Genomic DNA, 14,692 nt, shown 5'->3' on the forward strand with positions numbered 1-14,692 from the left:
GTCGTCGTTCGCCACGATCGCGGGGCCGGCGGGTTACACGTTCAACCCGGCGACGGGCAACGCGGTGACGATCACGTTCGCGCAGACCTCGGCGCGCTACGTCCGCGTCAACATCACCGCCAACACCGGCTGGACCGCCGCGCAACTGTCCGAACTCGAGGTGTACGGCACGGCAGGCGGCGGCGGAGACACCGACACCCAGGCGCCCACCGCACCCGGCAACCTCACGGTGGCGGGGAAGACGGCCACCAGTGTCTCGCTGACATGGTCGGCCTCGACGGACGACAAGGGCGTGACCGGCTACCAGGTCCGAAGCGGCGGCGCGGTCGTGGCCTCGTCGACCGGCACATCCGCCACCGTCACGGGGCTGACGGCCGGCACGGCGTACAGCTTCACCGTGACCGCGCAGGACGCCGCGGGCAACACCTCGCCCGCCTCCAACACCGTCAACGTCACCACGGACGCCCAGGCGAACACCAACCTGGCCCGGGGCAAGGCCACGTCGGAGAGCAGCCACACGCAGAACTACGGCTCGGGGAACGCGGTCGACGGCGACGCGAACAGTTACTGGGAGAGCGCCAACAACGCGTTCCCGCAATGGGTTCAGGTCGATCTCGGGTCGGCGGCGTCGATCGGGCGGGTCGTGCTGAAGTTGCCGCCGCAGTCGGCGTGGCAGACGCGGACGCAGACGTTGTCCGTGCAGGGCAGCACGAACGGGTCGTCGTTCGCCACGATCGCCGGTTCGACGGGTTACTCGTTCAACCCGGCGACGGGCAACGCGGTGACGATCACGTTCGCGCAGACGTCGGCGCGCTATGTGCGGCTGAACTTCACGGCCAACACGGGCTGGTCCGCCGCCCAGTTGTCGGAGTTCGAGGTGTATCCGGCGTAGTCCCCACGGGCTCCGGCCGTACCCGCGAGGGACGGCCGGGGCCCGCCACCCTTCGCGGCGCCGCGGGAACGGTGACGATTCGGTTGTTTCCCTCGACGCGTCGGAGGTTCTCATGATCGAATCTCCCCTGTCCGCTTTCTGGACCCCTCGCACGCGAAACGGCCCACCCCCCGCGACCGGGAGATCGTCATGACCGCAGCGCTCGAGATAGCCGGCCTGTCCAAGGCCTTCGGAGAGAAGGTGGCGGTCGATCACGTCGACCTGACCGTCCCCCAGGGCTCCTTCTACGGGCTGGTCGGCCAGAACGGAGCCGGCAAGACCACCACCCTGGCCATGGCCGTCGGCCTGCTCAGGCCCGACAGCGGGGGCGCCCGGATCTTCGGGGCCGACGTCTGGTCCGACCCGGACACGGCGAAGACGCTCGTAGGCGTGCTCCCCGACGGCCTGGCCATGCCGGAACGCCTGACGGGACGCGAGGTCCTGACCTACCTGGGCCTGCTGCGCGGTCTGTCCAAGGACGTGGTGGCGGAGCGGGCGGGCGAGCTGCTGGAGGTCCTCGAGCTCGACTCGGCGGAGAACACCCTGGTGATCGAATACTCCACCGGGATGCGCAAGAAGATCGGGCTGGCGACCGCGCTGCTGCACGCGCCGCGGCTGCTGGTGCTGGATGAGCCCTTCGAGGCCGTCGATCCCGTCTCCGCGACGACGATCAAGGGGATCCTCCGCGGTTTCGTCGCCGGCGGGGGCTCGGTCGTGTTGTCCAGCCACGTCATGGCCCTCGTCGAACAGCTCTGCGACCACGTCGCGGTCATCGACCAGGGCAGGGTCGCCGCCGCGGGCACGCTGGACGAGGTCCGGGGCGCGGGCCCGCTCGAGGACGCCTTCGTCGAGCTCGTGGGCGCGTCCGGCGCCGGCGCGAAGGGGTTGTCATGGCTGTCGCGATGACCATGGCGGCCATGAAGATGGCCGTCCTGCGCAACTCGATGAACAGCCAGAAGGCCGGCCTCGTCGTCGCAGGAGCCGTGCTCGGGCTCATCCTGGCCGGTGGCACCATCGCCGTCGCGTTCGTCGGCGATCCGAACGTGGGCTCGGTCACCGGGTGGCACACCGGCGACATGCTGGCCGCCGCGTACGCGGTCTGGATGCTCGGCTGGATCTTCGGGCCGGTCTTCATCGGAGGCGGCGACGAGACCCTGCGCCCCGAATACTTCACCCTTGTCGGGCTGCGGCCCCGGCGCCTCGCGTTCGGGCTGCTCACCGCATCCTTCATCGGAGTCGCTCCGGTGGTCAGCCTGGTGGCCCTGGCCGCACTCGTGGTCTTCGGCGTGCGCCTCGGCTCGGCGGCCTCGGTGCTGATCGCGCTCCCGGCGATGCTGCTGTCGCTGGTGGTCTTCGTCCTGCTGTCCCGCGTCGCGACCGCCGTCATGGGCCTGGCGCTGCGGTCGCGGGTCGGCGCGATCGCCGCGGGGCTCAGCAACGGCGTGATCCTCGCCGCGCTCGGTCAGGGCTGGGTCTTCTTCGTGGCCTTCCAGCAGGTGGGTGGGATTCCGCCCACGGCGTCGGCCATCCTGCGGTACCTCCCGTCCGGCTGGGGCCTACTCGCCGTCGAGGCGGCCGCCGAAGGGGCGTGGCCGCGCTCGGCGGCCGCGCTCGGCGCGATGTGCCTGCTGATCGTGCTGCTGCTCGGCGCGTGGGCGGCGCTACTCACCCGGCGCACCTCCGCGGCCCGGCCGTCCGTCCGCGGCAGGCGGCCGATGACGGCCGCGTCCGCGCAGGGCGCCGTCGTGGCCAAGGAGATGCGCACCTGGACCCGCGACCTGGTGCGTAACCACCAGCTCACTTTCGCCCTGGCCTATGCCGTCTTCTTCACCTCGTGCATGCTCTTCATGGGCATGAACGGCCTGCTGCCGTACACGGGCGCGGTCTTCATCCTCATGGCGGGGGCGATGTCGGCCAACCTGTACGGCACGGACGGCACGGTCCTGTGGCTCACCCTGATGACGCCGGGGGCCTCCGAGGTCCGGGGCAGGCAGTGGGCGTGGCTGCTGACCGTCGGCCCGGTGGGCCTGGCGCTGACGGTCGCCGGCGCCGCGATCACAGGCGGCCCGTGGCCGCTGCCGCTCGCCCTGACGGCCGCCCTGCTCGGCGGCGGGGCGGGCATCGTCCCGCTGATCTCGGTCTACGCGCTCGTGCCCGGCATCGATCCGCACCGACGGGGCGGCAACCCGCTGCGCTCCTCCGAGGACGACGGCTCGCTGACCGGCCTCGCCTACGCCGTGATCGGGCTGGGCGGGCTCACCGGCGTGCCCGCCGGATTGGTCGCCTCCTCCTACGGCTGGCCGGGAGTCGCGGTGGGGATCGCGACCGGGGCACTGTGCGTGTGGGGGTTGGGCGCGCTGGCCGAGAGCAGGCTGCGTTCCCACGGCCCCGAGTTGCTGCAGACGATGCGCACGGGCAAACGTGCGCAGTCCGCGTCGGCGAGGTGGAAGAAGTTCGACGACCTGCCGAAGCGCGACCAGATCATCGCGATCGTCGGCTGGTCGTTCGGCGCCATCCCGCTGTTCCCGCAGGGCATCGTCGCCGGCGTCATGAAGGCCAACGGCACGCGGGAGAAGAGCTGGTTCCTCGCCCTCCACGTCCCCGACCCGTGGGCCTGGCCGGTGGTCGTCTTCATGGTGCTGCTCGGCATCACCCTGTACGGCGGGGCGCTGTGGGTCTCCTACCGCCCCCGCCCGCGCGAGGAGGCGCTCCCCGCGGCGGCCGCCTGAGCCGGCGCGGGCATGTTCAGACGGGTTGCTCGGCGATACGCTCGCCGAGCACCCGCAGCTGCTCGGCCGCGTGGCTGCCCTCCGCGGCGGTGAACACCAGGAGCCGCTGCGCCTCGCTCTCGCACACGAAGTTCTGGCACTCGAGCTCGATGAGACCGAGCTCGGGATGCACGATCCGCTTGCTGTCGAGCCTGCGCACGGCCACCTCATGCCGATCCCACAGCCCGGCGAACTCCGCGCTCTCCCGGCGGAGCCGCTCGACCAGTTCCGTGGCGTACGGGTCGGCCGCCCGCGAGCTGGGCATCGGCGTCACCGCGTACGGCATGCTCTCCCGGGGCCTGCTGTCAGGGCACTGGACGCCCGACCGGCACCTGACCGACCGGGACTTCCGGGGGATGACGCGACCGGCTCGGCGCGGCCTCCCTGGCTCTGAGCCCCGAGGCGCTGGCGCGCATCGAGGCCGCCGTCCCCGCCGGCGCGGCATCCGGAAACCGGTACGCCGACGCCATCCTCACGTCGATGGACAGCGAGCGGTGACGGGAATCGGCGATCGCTGGCCGTCCTCGATCCCACGGCCCAGGCATCCCTGATCGAAGCGCTCAGCAGAGAGTTCCCCTTGAGCAACGCCTCGTGCGACCCGCGTCTCCCCATGGACCGCGTACTGGAGCTCTATGCGGACGATGAGACCGCGCCGGTGGCCGCCCAGAACCCGCTCCTGCCCGTGGAGAAGATGCTGGAGATACTCAACCTCCGATAACCCGTTGGGGGTTGAGTCCCGCAATGTCCCCTTGTGGGGGGTGATGGCGCACAAGTCGACCAAAGTGTCTCCACGGAAGCGGGCGCACCACGGCCGCCGGGAAACCCGGCGCAGTCCAGCGTCCTGTCCCGGGACAGGACTGACACGTCAGCGATCGGGGCTAAAGGCCGAGCGGCACCGGTCTGGTCGGAAGCCCGCTGGTGATCAGCGCCGCCAACGGGGTGGCGAGGTCGCGCGGCGAGAACAACTCGGAACCGCGGTAGTCGGCGATGTCCTGTAGCCCCCACCAGCGGAAGCCGTTGATGTTCTCGATGGCGAGCTCGTCGTCAGACATGGCTCCACGGGGATTGAACGATGAGGTGCGGACAAGGAAATAGTCGTTGACCACGCCGTCGTACCCCGGCGCGTGTCCGGGTGCGGTGACCTGCTGGTGCCATACATGTGGTGGGTCGGTGGCGACCGCCAGGCCTATCTCTTCATGGAGCTCGCGGCGCAGCGCGGCGAGCGGCGTCTCGCCTCGCTCGATGCCTCCGCCGGGTGCGGCCCATACGACGGTGCCGGCCGGCTCTGGAATGGCGAAGCGGCACAGCAGGATGCGGTCGTCCTCATCGAGGACGATTGCGCGGACCGAGTGGCGCAGGTTCACCGAGGACACCCGGGCATGCTAGCCGCGTGAGATCGGCCTCCGGCCGTCTCGGTCAGAACCGCTGGAGATCGGCGGGGTTCCCGTCCACAACCGGTAGGGCGATCACGATCCGGTGATCCGACGGCGGTGATGCGCCCCGATGCCACGTACGTGGAGCAGACGGCCGACAGGCGGAAGTGCCCGCACTGCAAGGAGACCCTTGTACGGCGTGGTACGCCATACTTTGCGGTGTCTTGATCCACAGGGGAAGGCTCCTGATGCGTGGATTCGCTCTGGCCGTCGTGGTTACGGCACTCGTGGCCGGTTGCGTAGCGCCTGGCAACGGGGACTCGGCAACGCCGACTCCAACAGCGCCGGCCAGTCCTTCTGGCACCGCACCGATCACAGCCGCCACGCTCGCTGAGCCGCCCGAGTTGGCCGATCTCACAGGTGTCGCCGGCGGGAAGATTCTTCTTCGGCATATCGATCCCACCGGGGAGCTCGTGGGCTGGGTCGGTGAGTTCAAGGCTCGTGGTGTGTACGAGGTTGTCGCTGACTGTGTCGGGGCCGTTGGTGATGTCACGTTCGAGGTGGACGGGGGCGCCCAGTCGACGGGAACGGTCCGGTGGACGGAGTCGTGTTCGAGCGGAATGACTGATTACGAGAACGCGACCCTTCCCATGAAGGCGAAAACATACCAGCTGACCGTCAGGGTTCCAGCGGGTGCAAAGTGGGCCATTCTGGTCTCCCAGCCCTATTAGATGGTCTTCTCCTAAGCGGTTGCTTGATTGCTCGTCGGGGAAATCAGAGTTCCGGGCAGACGTATTGCCGCACGGCCTTCATGATCAGCTTGTTCTTCGCCGTCCCGAAGCCTTCCGGGTGATCCGGCGTCGCGAACCGCTTCTCGGCCAGTTCCAGCAGCTTGGCGTCATCGGCCGAGCCCTTGATCGAGGTGCACTGATCACGACCGCGGTCCCAGGCCCAGTCGGGGTTGTCGTCCCCGATCTCCGGATCGATAGCAGCCAACGCCTCGTAGTACTTCACATGCCTGGCCGAATCCGGGTCCGACCGGATGCTCGGACCATCGAGAATCGCGGGAGCGGGCACCGGGTCTGTCTCATCAGCCCCACACGCGGACACCAACACGAGCGCAAGCAGGACAGGGGCCACGAGCGTGGGGGGCTTCATGGATCGCGACGATATCGCGTGGTCGGCCACCTGACCTCTGGGGCTGAACCAGAAAGCGGTGCGCCTCGCGCGCCCGGTGGCAGCGCACAGGCATGGCCGGGGCGCTCAGGCAGCGAGGAGGAGGAAGGGCATCGGATTAGAAGTGGAGCGATCATCGCGCCTTTTTGCCATCACGCGACGCAGAACTCGTTGCCTTCTGGGTCGAGCATCACGACATGACCAAGCTGCTCACCGTAGGACTCCTCGCGGACAGCCGTTGCTCCGGCGACGACCAGCTCGGCCACCTTCACACGGATGAGCTGCTCGCGCTCGGCCATGTCCCAGGGCGGCTCGCCTGCCACTCGGATGTCGATGTGCATCTTGTTCTTGGCTGTCTTGCCCTCCGGCACCCTGAGAAAGCCGATGGCAGGACCCATGCCGTTCGGATCGACGATGGAAGCACCATCTGGATCGTCGTAACCCGGCTCACTCACATACCCGAGCGCGCTCGCCCAGAACGCCGCTATCCCCTGTGGGTCGGCTGCATCACAACCAAGCGTCCAATGTGTCGCCATGTCTGCAAGGTACCGCTGTGCACGCCCCGGCGATATGTGATCGATGAGATCACCGCCGGGACCATCCGCAACATGCCGGCACCCGCTCCGCCGGGAACCGCGAGCGGGTGGCCGGCCGTGCGCGGATCAGGTGCCGAGCTTCTCGCGGCCGTGCGGGGCCTCCCAGTCGGCCTCGCGCGGTTCCACCTCGATGCGGACAGGGCCGTCGTTGACGAAGGAAGCGCCCTTGAAGTGGAAGGAGCCGAAGTCGGTGGTGTCCCGGAAGAGAGGAGGACGGGAGGGATCTGTAGAACCGTCGGCTTAAGCGTGGCGTCGCAGGATGGTCTCGGTTTGCTCGTCGGCAGGAAAGAACAGCTCGATTGACAGGTCGGACAGGGTGACGTCCATCGGGGTCCCGAATGTGCTCAGGACGGAGTACATCGATAGTTCCTCGCCGTCGAGCTCAAGCCGCCATGACAGGACCGGGTCGTCCGCTTCGTCTGGGAAAAGGCTGCTCCAGGTGTGGCGCTCCGGGACCGCGGGCCAGGTCGCGATCTCGTCGGCGAGCGCGGCAAGGCAGGGGTCTTGGGTCCGCACCACGGCCCGGTCGAGCCGGCGCAGCAGGTAGGCGGACCATTGCGGGAGGTTTCGAGTACGGCCGGCGAGCCCGGCGGGGTGTAGGGCCATACGGAAAACGTTGGCCGGCACGCCGAGCACGTCCTCGGGGATGCCGGAGACCAGCCGGAGCGCAGCGTGGTTGCTGAGCTGCACATTCCACCGCCGGTCCATTGCGATGCCGGGGAACGGGTCGTGCGTGTCCAGCAGCGCCTGCAACGAGGCCCGGACCCGGGAAAGAGCCGACTCGGTCAGGGGCGTTTCCGGATAGCGGGGAGCGTATCCGGCCGCCAGAAGCCAGTCGTTCCGCTCCCGCAGTGGCAGGTCCAGATGCTGGGCGATCTTCATCAGCACTTCGGGACTCGGCTTCGACTTGCCCAGCTCGACGAAGCTCAGGTGCCGGGGTGAGATGCCGATCTCATGCGCCAGGTCCATCTGGCTGCGCCGGGCCAGCCCCCGTTGCCGGCGGATCAGGTGACCGATGTTCGTAACTGTCACGAGACGTCACGATAGCCGGGGCGGCACGCGTCGAAACGAGTACCTGCCAGGTAGTCGCATCCGCGTCCACCAAGCGCGCAGGATGGCGACGTTCCCTCAACAAGAAGAGAAGGTGGAACGTTGACCGCCACTGTCCTTCAGTTGCTACGTGACCGCAAGCAACAAGGAAGCGCTCCCGGACATCGCAACGACGACGCGCGCCTCGTACTACTGGTCGAAGGTGGAAGCTCTCGTGGTGCGTACTCGAGCGGCATGACGATTGCCATCGAACAACTGGGGCTGTTGCCGATGTTCGATGCCGTCTACGGCAGTTCCGCGGGAGCGCTGAACGCAGCGTGGCTGTTGTGTGGTCGAGCCGAAAGCAGCATGCACGCATGGTGGGATCCGATCATCATGCGGACGACCATCGATCCAAGGCGTGCACTGCTCCGGCAGCCGATCGTGGACACTCGTTTCCTTGTCCACACCGTGTACACCGAGATCCTGCCGATGGGGTTTCAGGAGATCCTCGACAGCCCGGTTGAATTCCACCCGATCGCCACAGACGCCCTCACAGGCCAGGCCATCGATCTGCACGGGCAGATCCGTGACCGAGCAAGTTTGCAGGCCGCACTCCGCGCGTCGACCGCGATGCCACTTCTCGCAGGCGAACCGATTGAGATCGACGGGCGGCCGTTCGTCGACGCCGGGGTGAGCGAGGCGATCCCCGTACGGACGGCACTTGCTCAGAAGGCCACGCACATCGTTGCGCTTCGTACTCGGCGCATTGACGAGACCGCGTCGGCTCCGTCCCGCGGCGAACGCCTGTTGTTGTCGCGATGGTTCGCCCGGCGCGCACCAGGAGCCCTCGAGACATGGCTGGGCCGCGAGGCCATCAGAGCGGAGGAAGAGCGGCTTCTGGCGTCGCACCCCGCGACCCTGCAGATCCGCCCGCCGATCGGCAGCGCGAAGATCGGCCGTACCGAGCGACGCCCACGCCTGCTTCGCGCAGTTGTCGACACAGGCCGGCAGGCGGCATTGAACGAACTGGGCTGCATCGAAGACGCCTCGATGAAGTTCGCCCCGAGGTGACATCGATCGCCGCGGAGGTCCGCATGCTCGACACAGCTCTTGGCACCGGCAAGACCGTGGCCTTGCCCAGCGGCCGGGTCGCCTACACCGAACGCGGCTCCGGCCCGCCTGTCGTGTTCGTGCATGGTCTGCTGGTCAACGCCAACCTCTGGCGCAAGGTCGTGCCGGCCGTCGCGGACGCGGGCTTGCGCTGCATCGCGCCGGATTGGCCGCTTGGCGCACACCAGGTCCCCATGCCGGCCGACGCCGACCTGACGCCCTCCGGGGTCGCCAAGCTGATCGCGGAGTTCCTCAACGCGCTTGACCTGACTGACGTCACCGTGGTCGCCAACGACACCGGCGGTGCACTCACCCAGATCCTGATGGCCGACCATCCGGAGCGGCTCGGTCGTGTTGTGCTCACCCCGTGCGACGCGTTCGAGGAGTTCCTGCCCGATCCGTTCACCTCGCTGCCCAAGCTGGTTCGGCTGCCCGGTGCGGTCTGGCTGGCCAGCCGACTGCTCCGGCTGCCGATTGTGCAGCGGCGGCCGTCCGCGTTCGGCCGGCTGGCCAAGCGTGGCATCCCCGCCGAGATCATCGACTCCTACCTGCGGCCAAGCTACGACAGCCGCCAGGTTCGCAGGGACACCAAGCGGTTCATCGTGGGCGTGCACAACAGGTACACGCTGGCCGCTGCCAAGGCGCTGACCGGATTCAGCAAGCCGGTGTTGCTGGTTCGCGCGGAGGACGACCAAATCTTCCCTGCCCGGCTCTTCGAACGGCTCGCGGCAACCCTGCCCGACGCCCGACTGGTCACGGTCGCCGATTCGTATACCTTCGTGCCGGAGGATCAGCCGTCCGAACTGGCCCGGCTGGTCGTGGAGTTCGCCACGTGAAAGGCGCACCGATTGCTCCGGGCCGTTCTCATGGCGGCGGCGGATTCGCGTCCAGTGTCGCCCTGGCCGTACGGGCGAGGAACCGCCGCGGCGGCTCAACAGCCGACGGGGAGGGCACGGCGGGATTTCCAGGAGCCACGGTGAGGGAGTCACGTCGACGAGCCCGGCGTGACGTGTCCCTTCGCCTGCCCACCGGGTAGAGCCGGATGTCCGGGTCTTCTCCTGAGTGGTTGCTTGATCGCCCGTCGGGGAAATCAGGGTTCCGGGCAGACGTATTGCCGTACGGCCTTCATGATCAGCTTGTTCTTCGCCGTCCCGAAGCCTTCGGGGTGATCCGGCGTCGCGAACCGCTTCTCGGCCAGTTCCAGCAGCTTCGCGTCATCGGCCGAGCCCTTGATTGAGGTGCACTGATCACGACCGCGGTTCCAGGCCCAGTCCGGGGTTGTCGTCCCTGATCTCCGGATCGATAGCAGTCAACGCCTCGTAGTACTTCACATGCCTGGCCGAATCCGGGTTCGACCGGATGCTCGGACCATCGAGAATCGCGGGAGCGGGCACCGGGTCTGTCTCATCAGCCCCACACGCGGACACCAACACGAGCGCAAGCAGGACGGGGGTCATGAGCGTGGGGGGCTTCATGGATCGCGACGATATCGCGTGGTCGGCGACCTGAGAACGGTGCGCCTCGCGTGCCTGGGGGCGGTATGTTCCGGATCTTGCTGCTGACGGCATGCCACGCTTGTCGATATGGAGAGCACTTCAGTTCGTAGGGTCCTGGCTGTCAAGCCGGAGGGTCCGTGGTTGGTCATTGTCGACGGGGCCTGGACTGTCGAGTCACTTAATGCGGGGACTGATAGTCCTTTCGAAAGATCAAGGATGTGGCTCCTCCCTCTGCTGGAGAGGTCACGCAACGAGGTGGAGAGCGACGCCAGACAGGTGCTTGGTCCCGATGATCCCGACCTGGCCCAGGCGTTGCAGGCGGTTGTCCAGCGTGGTCTCACCGCATGGTCTGACTACTGGATCTCAAGGTCCCTGGGGTGGATGGTTGCAGAGGAGGTTGAGCTTTTCGCCGGATTGCTCCGGAAGATCGCTCTCGGACAAGGGTCGCAAGCCACTCGGCACGCTGCGAAGCGGCTCCTGAAAGAAAACGGCCTCTGGCCGGCTAACTGATCATCGTCCGCCGTCATAACGGAGAGCGCATGACCTATCGGGTCCGCATGTCCGCTGAGGTCCGCGAATGGCTGTCTACGCTGCTGACTCAAGACCCTGAGAAGGGCAGAGTGATCGGCGAAGCCGTGGCGGTGTTGTTCGAATGTGGCGCCGAAACGGGGCCACCTCTGGTCATCCCTCTGCAGTCTGCGCTTCGCACGCAGAATCCCGGTAGCGCACTCGATTATTGCTATCGGCGCGTGCTCCAACTGCTGCAGCAGGTTCGCCGAGACGTCGCCGATCTGGCAACTGCCCGCAAACGCCGGGAACTGCAGATCAGTAGGACCGGCCACGAGCAGGATGCTCTCGTTGCGCGGAGGCGGTATGAGGAGTTGGTGAGGGAAGAGGAACGCGCTGCCCTGCAGTCACAGCGGCTCCAGGCCAAGGTGGACATGTTCCGGGTCCGCAAGGAGGCCGTCAAGGCCAACTACACGGCGGCGCAGGCCAGGAGGGAGATCGACGAGGCGCTCGCCGCGGGCGGTGAGCCGGGCGTGTCCGAGCGGGCGGTCGACGACATGACTGCCGCCCAGGCCGCCATCAACGAGTTGCTGCAGGTCGCCGACGATCTGCAGCAGGAGCTTAGCGATGACGCGGCCAATGAGGGCTCAAGTGAGTTGCGGCTTGAGTCGGCGGATCTGCGCCTTCTGTTCGCAGCAGAGTCCCCGGACATCGCGGTACTGCTCGTCGTGGGGATGGGCCAGGATTGGGGGGCGTGGTACGACGAGGCGCTGTCGTTGGCGCAAGCCGAACTCGAACGTGAAGGCGACGACTTCACCGACTATGACCTGGCGACGTTCCTCTCCGAGTATTTCCCTGGCGAGGAGACCGAGGTCCGCGCGGGGGCCTTCCGACTGATCGAGCTGAACCGCGCACAAGAGATTGGGCCATAGTCGGGCTCGTGGAGATCGCGACTCCGTGCTCCGGGAGACAATTCCGGACGTGTACTACAGCGAGCAGATCGAAGGTGCTGCTGAGCAGTTAGCCGCTCAGATCTACCGAGGGCTACGCGAGGGCGACATTCGCGCCGAGCATGTCCTCGAGCTTGCATGTTGCATGGCGGACGAATATCGCCTGAGTGGGCCTGCCGTACAAGAGGTCCTGGAGCGCCGGACAGCGGAGCTGGCTCCTGCGGATATCGCCCGTCTTGCACAGGAGTTGCTCACGGAGATGAGCTTTGAGCCAGGCTTCGACTTGGAGCCCGGACTGTGGGCCACGCTGGAGACGGCAGTGAAGATCGTGGAAGGCGACCTCCGCGCTTCGGGAATCGAGGCAGTGTTAGGGCTTGCGATCCCGGACTGGGACGACACCGGCGCGGCGCGAGTGGAGTTCCCCGGTGGCTGCGGCGGACCCCCCATCTGGCCCAGTAGCGGTAGAGACGCCAGCGGCGCGCTTGTCGAGATTGCTGATGCAGTTCAGGAGGTCGTCGTGGAGCTCATCTGGGCAGTGTGACCTACCTGTCCCGAGCACCGGCTTGGCTTGCATGCCGCTCTGGTGAAGGGAACCGCCGTTTGGCAATGCGCAGGCGCCGGCACGCACACTGCGGCTGAGATCGGCGACCTTGGCTGAGCTCTCGCCATACTCGTCGTAACCGGACCTGCTCGTCCAACTGCGAGCTTGGGAAGTACCGCCCGAACACCTCACCTACCCCTGGGATACCGACTATCCGGCGTAGCGCGCTGTCGGCTTGGGAAGTGCCTGGATCACGGCCCGTAGGAGCGCTGACCTGGGCGTAGGGCCTGTCGGAGTGACCATGATTCCCCTTGCCGCCCTGGTTAATTGCGCGCTGATTGCACGACGCAGCCGCTGACCTGGCCGGGCGCGGATCAGGCGCTGAGCTTCTCGCGGCCGTGGGGGGCCTCCCAGTCGGCCTCGCGCGGTTCCACCTCGATGCGAACGGGGCCGTCGTTGAGGAAGGAGGCGCCCTTGAAGTGGAAGGAGCCGAAGTCGGTGGTGTCCCGGAAGGCGGAGTGCTGGTAGAGGTCGCGGGCGTAGCCCCACAGGTGGGGGAAGGCCGTGAGCGGGCGTTCGCTGATCTTGCCGAGCGGGTTGTACCCGAGGTCGAACCGGGCGAGCGTCACCCACAGCCGGACGTCCGACTCGGTGATGCGGTCGCCGAACAGGAACCGGCGGTCGGCCAGTCGGGCGTCGAGGTCGTCCAGTGTCGCGATCAAGTCGTGGCGGAACTCCTCGTAGTCCTCCTGGGTGGTCGCCCCGGCGACCCGGTAGGTGCCGTTGTTGACCTTCCGGTAGATCTCCTCGTTCAGCTCGTCGATCTGCGGGCGCAGGGCCTCCGGGTAGAGCCGGATGTCCGGGTCTCCCCACTGCTCGAACTGGGTGCCCAGGTCGATGGTGATGTCCGGGAAGTTGTTGCTGACGATCCTGCCGGTCTTCCGGTCCCAGAGCACCGGCACCGACAGGTGTCCCGGATAGCCCGGCTCGGTCGCGTCGTAGGCCTGCTCCAGGAACAGGAACCCGTTCACCGGGTCGGCCCCGCGGCGCTCGCGGAACGCCCATCCGCGGGCGTCGCGCTCGTCGTCGACGTAGGAGAGCGTCACGACCTCGTCGAGGCCCTTGAGCGACCGGACGATCGCCGTGCGCTGCGCCCACGGGCAGAACCAGCCGACGTAGAGGTGGTAGCGGCCGGGCTCCGCCGGGTATCCGCTCGAGCCGTCGGCGGTGATCCGGTCCTGGAAGGGATAACGCGGACGATTCCATCCCGAGGAGCTGTCGATGCGGCCCGGGCCGTACGGGCCGTAGGTCTCGATGTCCACCGGGGTCGCGTAGACGGGAGCTTCCGCGGATGCGGTCATGACGTCACCTTCCGAGCACTGGCCGGTCGTGGCATTAAACCTGCAATCCCTACCAGGATAGTCTGTAAAGCGAACTCCGCAACTGTGATGCTCCTCGCGTGGTGTCCGGGGTTCAAGTCTGGTCCAGTGAGCGCGACATGCGGGCGGCCGCGGCCACGAGCGCCCGGGTGATCCTGCCGGTCTGGCCGGCGGCGACGGCGGGCGGCGCCGACACCGACAGCGCCGCGACCGTGCCCACGTCGCCTGCCGTCACGGGAACCGCCAGGCAGACCACTCCCTGCCGCCATTCCTCGTGCGACGCGGCGACGCCCCCCTCACGAACTGCCTGGAGTCGCTGGGCGAGCACGTCCACGTTCGTGATCGTGTACGGCGTCAGCCGGGCCGGCTTGGCGAGGGACTCCCTGACCACCGTCTCGGGGGCGTCCGCGAGCAGCACCCGGCCAGCGGCGGTGGCGTGCGCGGGCAGGCGGGAGCCGTACAGGACGGGGGAGCCCAACTCGTCGAGGACCATGGCGTGGTGCCCGTCGAGGACGAACAGCCGCGCCGCCGACCGGGTGACGTCGTGGAGTTCGCGTAGGAAGGGCCGGCCGGTCGCGCGCAACCTGCGCAGGCAGGGGGTGAGCTCGCCGAGGGCCCACAACCGCGTGCCGACGCGGTAGGTCCCGTCGCGCTGCCGTTCGAGGCCGCCCCACAGGACCAGTTCCCTGACCATCCGCAGCGCGGTCGGCAGCGGAAGGCCGGTCCGTTCGGCGATATCCGACAGCCGCAACGTCTCCGGCCCGTCCTGGAACGCGCCCAGGACCGACAGGAGTCTTCCGGCGACGGACATGTTCGGGCCCTTTCAGTGGGTG

Annotated in this window: 16 protein-coding genes; 8 read left to right on the forward strand and 8 right to left on the reverse strand. The window is 67.6% G+C overall.

Annotated elements, in window-relative coordinates:
- From Psi02_RS14155 to Psi02_RS14165, 3 genes are all read left to right on the forward strand, one after another.
- Positions 1 to 892 (forward strand): galactose-binding domain-containing protein (locus Psi02_RS14155; protein WP_203974276.1); only part of this gene is annotated, 892 nt, incomplete at its 5' end.
- Between the two features lie 189 nt (positions 893 to 1,081).
- Positions 1,082 to 1,837 carry an ABC transporter ATP-binding protein gene (locus Psi02_RS14160; protein WP_203974278.1) on the forward strand — a complete coding sequence of 252 codons (756 nt, stop codon included), beginning with the start codon at positions 1,082 to 1,084 and terminating at the stop codon, positions 1,835 to 1,837.
- A complete protein-coding gene (locus Psi02_RS14165) occupies positions 1,822 to 3,660 on the forward strand; it encodes a hypothetical protein (RefSeq protein ID WP_203974280.1) in 1,839 nt (612 codons plus the stop codon). Before Psi02_RS14160 ends, Psi02_RS14165 begins: the two co-directional genes overlap by 16 nt.
- 16 nt (positions 3,661 to 3,676) lie before the next feature.
- On the opposite strand, the gene Psi02_RS14170 is transcribed toward Psi02_RS14165, so the two are convergent.
- Positions 3,677 to 3,985, reverse strand: coding sequence for an MmyB family transcriptional regulator (locus tag Psi02_RS14170; protein WP_203974282.1), 309 nt, complete (start codon positions 3,983 to 3,985; stop codon positions 3,677 to 3,679).
- Between the two features lie 592 nt (positions 3,986 to 4,577).
- Positions 4,578 to 5,072 (reverse strand): NUDIX hydrolase, encoded by a 495-nt coding sequence (locus tag Psi02_RS14175; RefSeq protein WP_203974284.1) that lies wholly within the window; start codon positions 5,070 to 5,072, stop codon positions 4,578 to 4,580.
- Positions 5,073 to 5,296: 224 nt separating this feature from the next.
- Between Psi02_RS14175 and Psi02_RS14180 the strand changes: the two genes are divergently transcribed.
- The gene (locus Psi02_RS14180; protein ID WP_203974286.1) at positions 5,297 to 5,803 is read left to right on the forward strand and encodes a hypothetical protein; all 507 of its coding nucleotides are present in this window, start codon (positions 5,297 to 5,299) and stop codon (positions 5,801 to 5,803) included.
- Between the two features lie 43 nt (positions 5,804 to 5,846).
- On the opposite strand, the gene Psi02_RS14185 is transcribed toward Psi02_RS14180, so the two are convergent.
- From Psi02_RS14185 to Psi02_RS14195, 3 genes are all read right to left on the reverse strand, one after another.
- Positions 5,847 to 6,260 carry a hypothetical protein gene (locus Psi02_RS14185; RefSeq protein ID WP_203974288.1) on the reverse strand — a complete coding sequence of 138 codons (414 nt, stop codon included), beginning with the start codon at positions 6,258 to 6,260 and terminating at the stop codon, positions 5,847 to 5,849.
- Positions 6,261 to 6,400: 140 nt separating this feature from the next.
- The gene (locus Psi02_RS14190) at positions 6,401 to 6,784 is read right to left on the reverse strand and encodes a VOC family protein (protein ID WP_203974290.1); all 384 of its coding nucleotides are present in this window, start codon (positions 6,782 to 6,784) and stop codon (positions 6,401 to 6,403) included.
- Positions 6,785 to 7,084: 300 nt separating this feature from the next.
- Positions 7,085 to 7,876, reverse strand: a complete 792-nt coding sequence (locus tag Psi02_RS14195) for a helix-turn-helix domain-containing protein (protein WP_203974291.1) — start codon at positions 7,874 to 7,876, stop codon at positions 7,085 to 7,087.
- Between the two features lie 141 nt (positions 7,877 to 8,017).
- Between Psi02_RS14195 and Psi02_RS14200 the strand changes: the two genes are divergently transcribed.
- Together Psi02_RS14200 and Psi02_RS14205 are read left to right on the forward strand one after the other, a co-directional pair.
- Positions 8,018 to 8,947 (forward strand): patatin-like phospholipase family protein, encoded by a 930-nt coding sequence (locus Psi02_RS14200; protein WP_275415196.1) that lies wholly within the window; start codon positions 8,018 to 8,020, stop codon positions 8,945 to 8,947.
- 23 nt (positions 8,948 to 8,970) lie between these two features.
- Positions 8,971 to 9,822 (forward strand): alpha/beta fold hydrolase, encoded by an 852-nt coding sequence (locus Psi02_RS14205; RefSeq protein ID WP_203974296.1) that lies wholly within the window; start codon positions 8,971 to 8,973, stop codon positions 9,820 to 9,822.
- Positions 9,823 to 10,233: 411 nt separating this feature from the next.
- Here Psi02_RS14205 and Psi02_RS14210 read toward each other — a convergent pair whose 3' ends face one another.
- Positions 10,234 to 10,461, reverse strand: a complete 228-nt coding sequence (locus Psi02_RS14210; protein WP_203974298.1) for a hypothetical protein — start codon at positions 10,459 to 10,461, stop codon at positions 10,234 to 10,236.
- A gap of 560 nt (positions 10,462 to 11,021) precedes the next feature.
- Here Psi02_RS14210 and Psi02_RS14215 point away from each other — a divergent pair.
- Entirely contained in the window at positions 11,022 to 11,921 is a 900-nt protein-coding gene (locus tag Psi02_RS14215) for a PspA/IM30 family protein (RefSeq protein ID WP_203974300.1), read from the forward strand.
- A 25-nt stretch (positions 11,922 to 11,946) separates the two neighbouring features.
- Positions 11,947 to 12,480, forward strand: a complete 534-nt coding sequence (locus Psi02_RS14220) for a hypothetical protein (protein WP_203974302.1) — start codon at positions 11,947 to 11,949, stop codon at positions 12,478 to 12,480.
- A gap of 374 nt (positions 12,481 to 12,854) precedes the next feature.
- Here Psi02_RS14220 and Psi02_RS14225 read toward each other — a convergent pair whose 3' ends face one another.
- Both Psi02_RS14225 and Psi02_RS14230 read right to left on the reverse strand, forming a co-directional pair.
- Complete coding sequence (locus Psi02_RS14225; protein ID WP_203974304.1) at positions 12,855 to 13,841, reverse strand: glutathione S-transferase C-terminal domain-containing protein; 987 nt, start codon at positions 13,839 to 13,841, stop codon at positions 12,855 to 12,857.
- A gap of 112 nt (positions 13,842 to 13,953) precedes the next feature.
- Positions 13,954 to 14,670, reverse strand: coding sequence for an IclR family transcriptional regulator (locus tag Psi02_RS14230; RefSeq protein ID WP_203974306.1), 717 nt, complete (start codon positions 14,668 to 14,670; stop codon positions 13,954 to 13,956).
- Positions 14,671 to 14,692 lie beyond the last annotated feature (22 nt).

It is taken from the genome of Planotetraspora silvatica (genome assembly GCF_016863315.1).
In the GTDB taxonomy this organism is placed as follows: Bacteria; Actinomycetota; Actinomycetes; order Streptosporangiales; family Streptosporangiaceae; genus Planotetraspora; species Planotetraspora silvatica.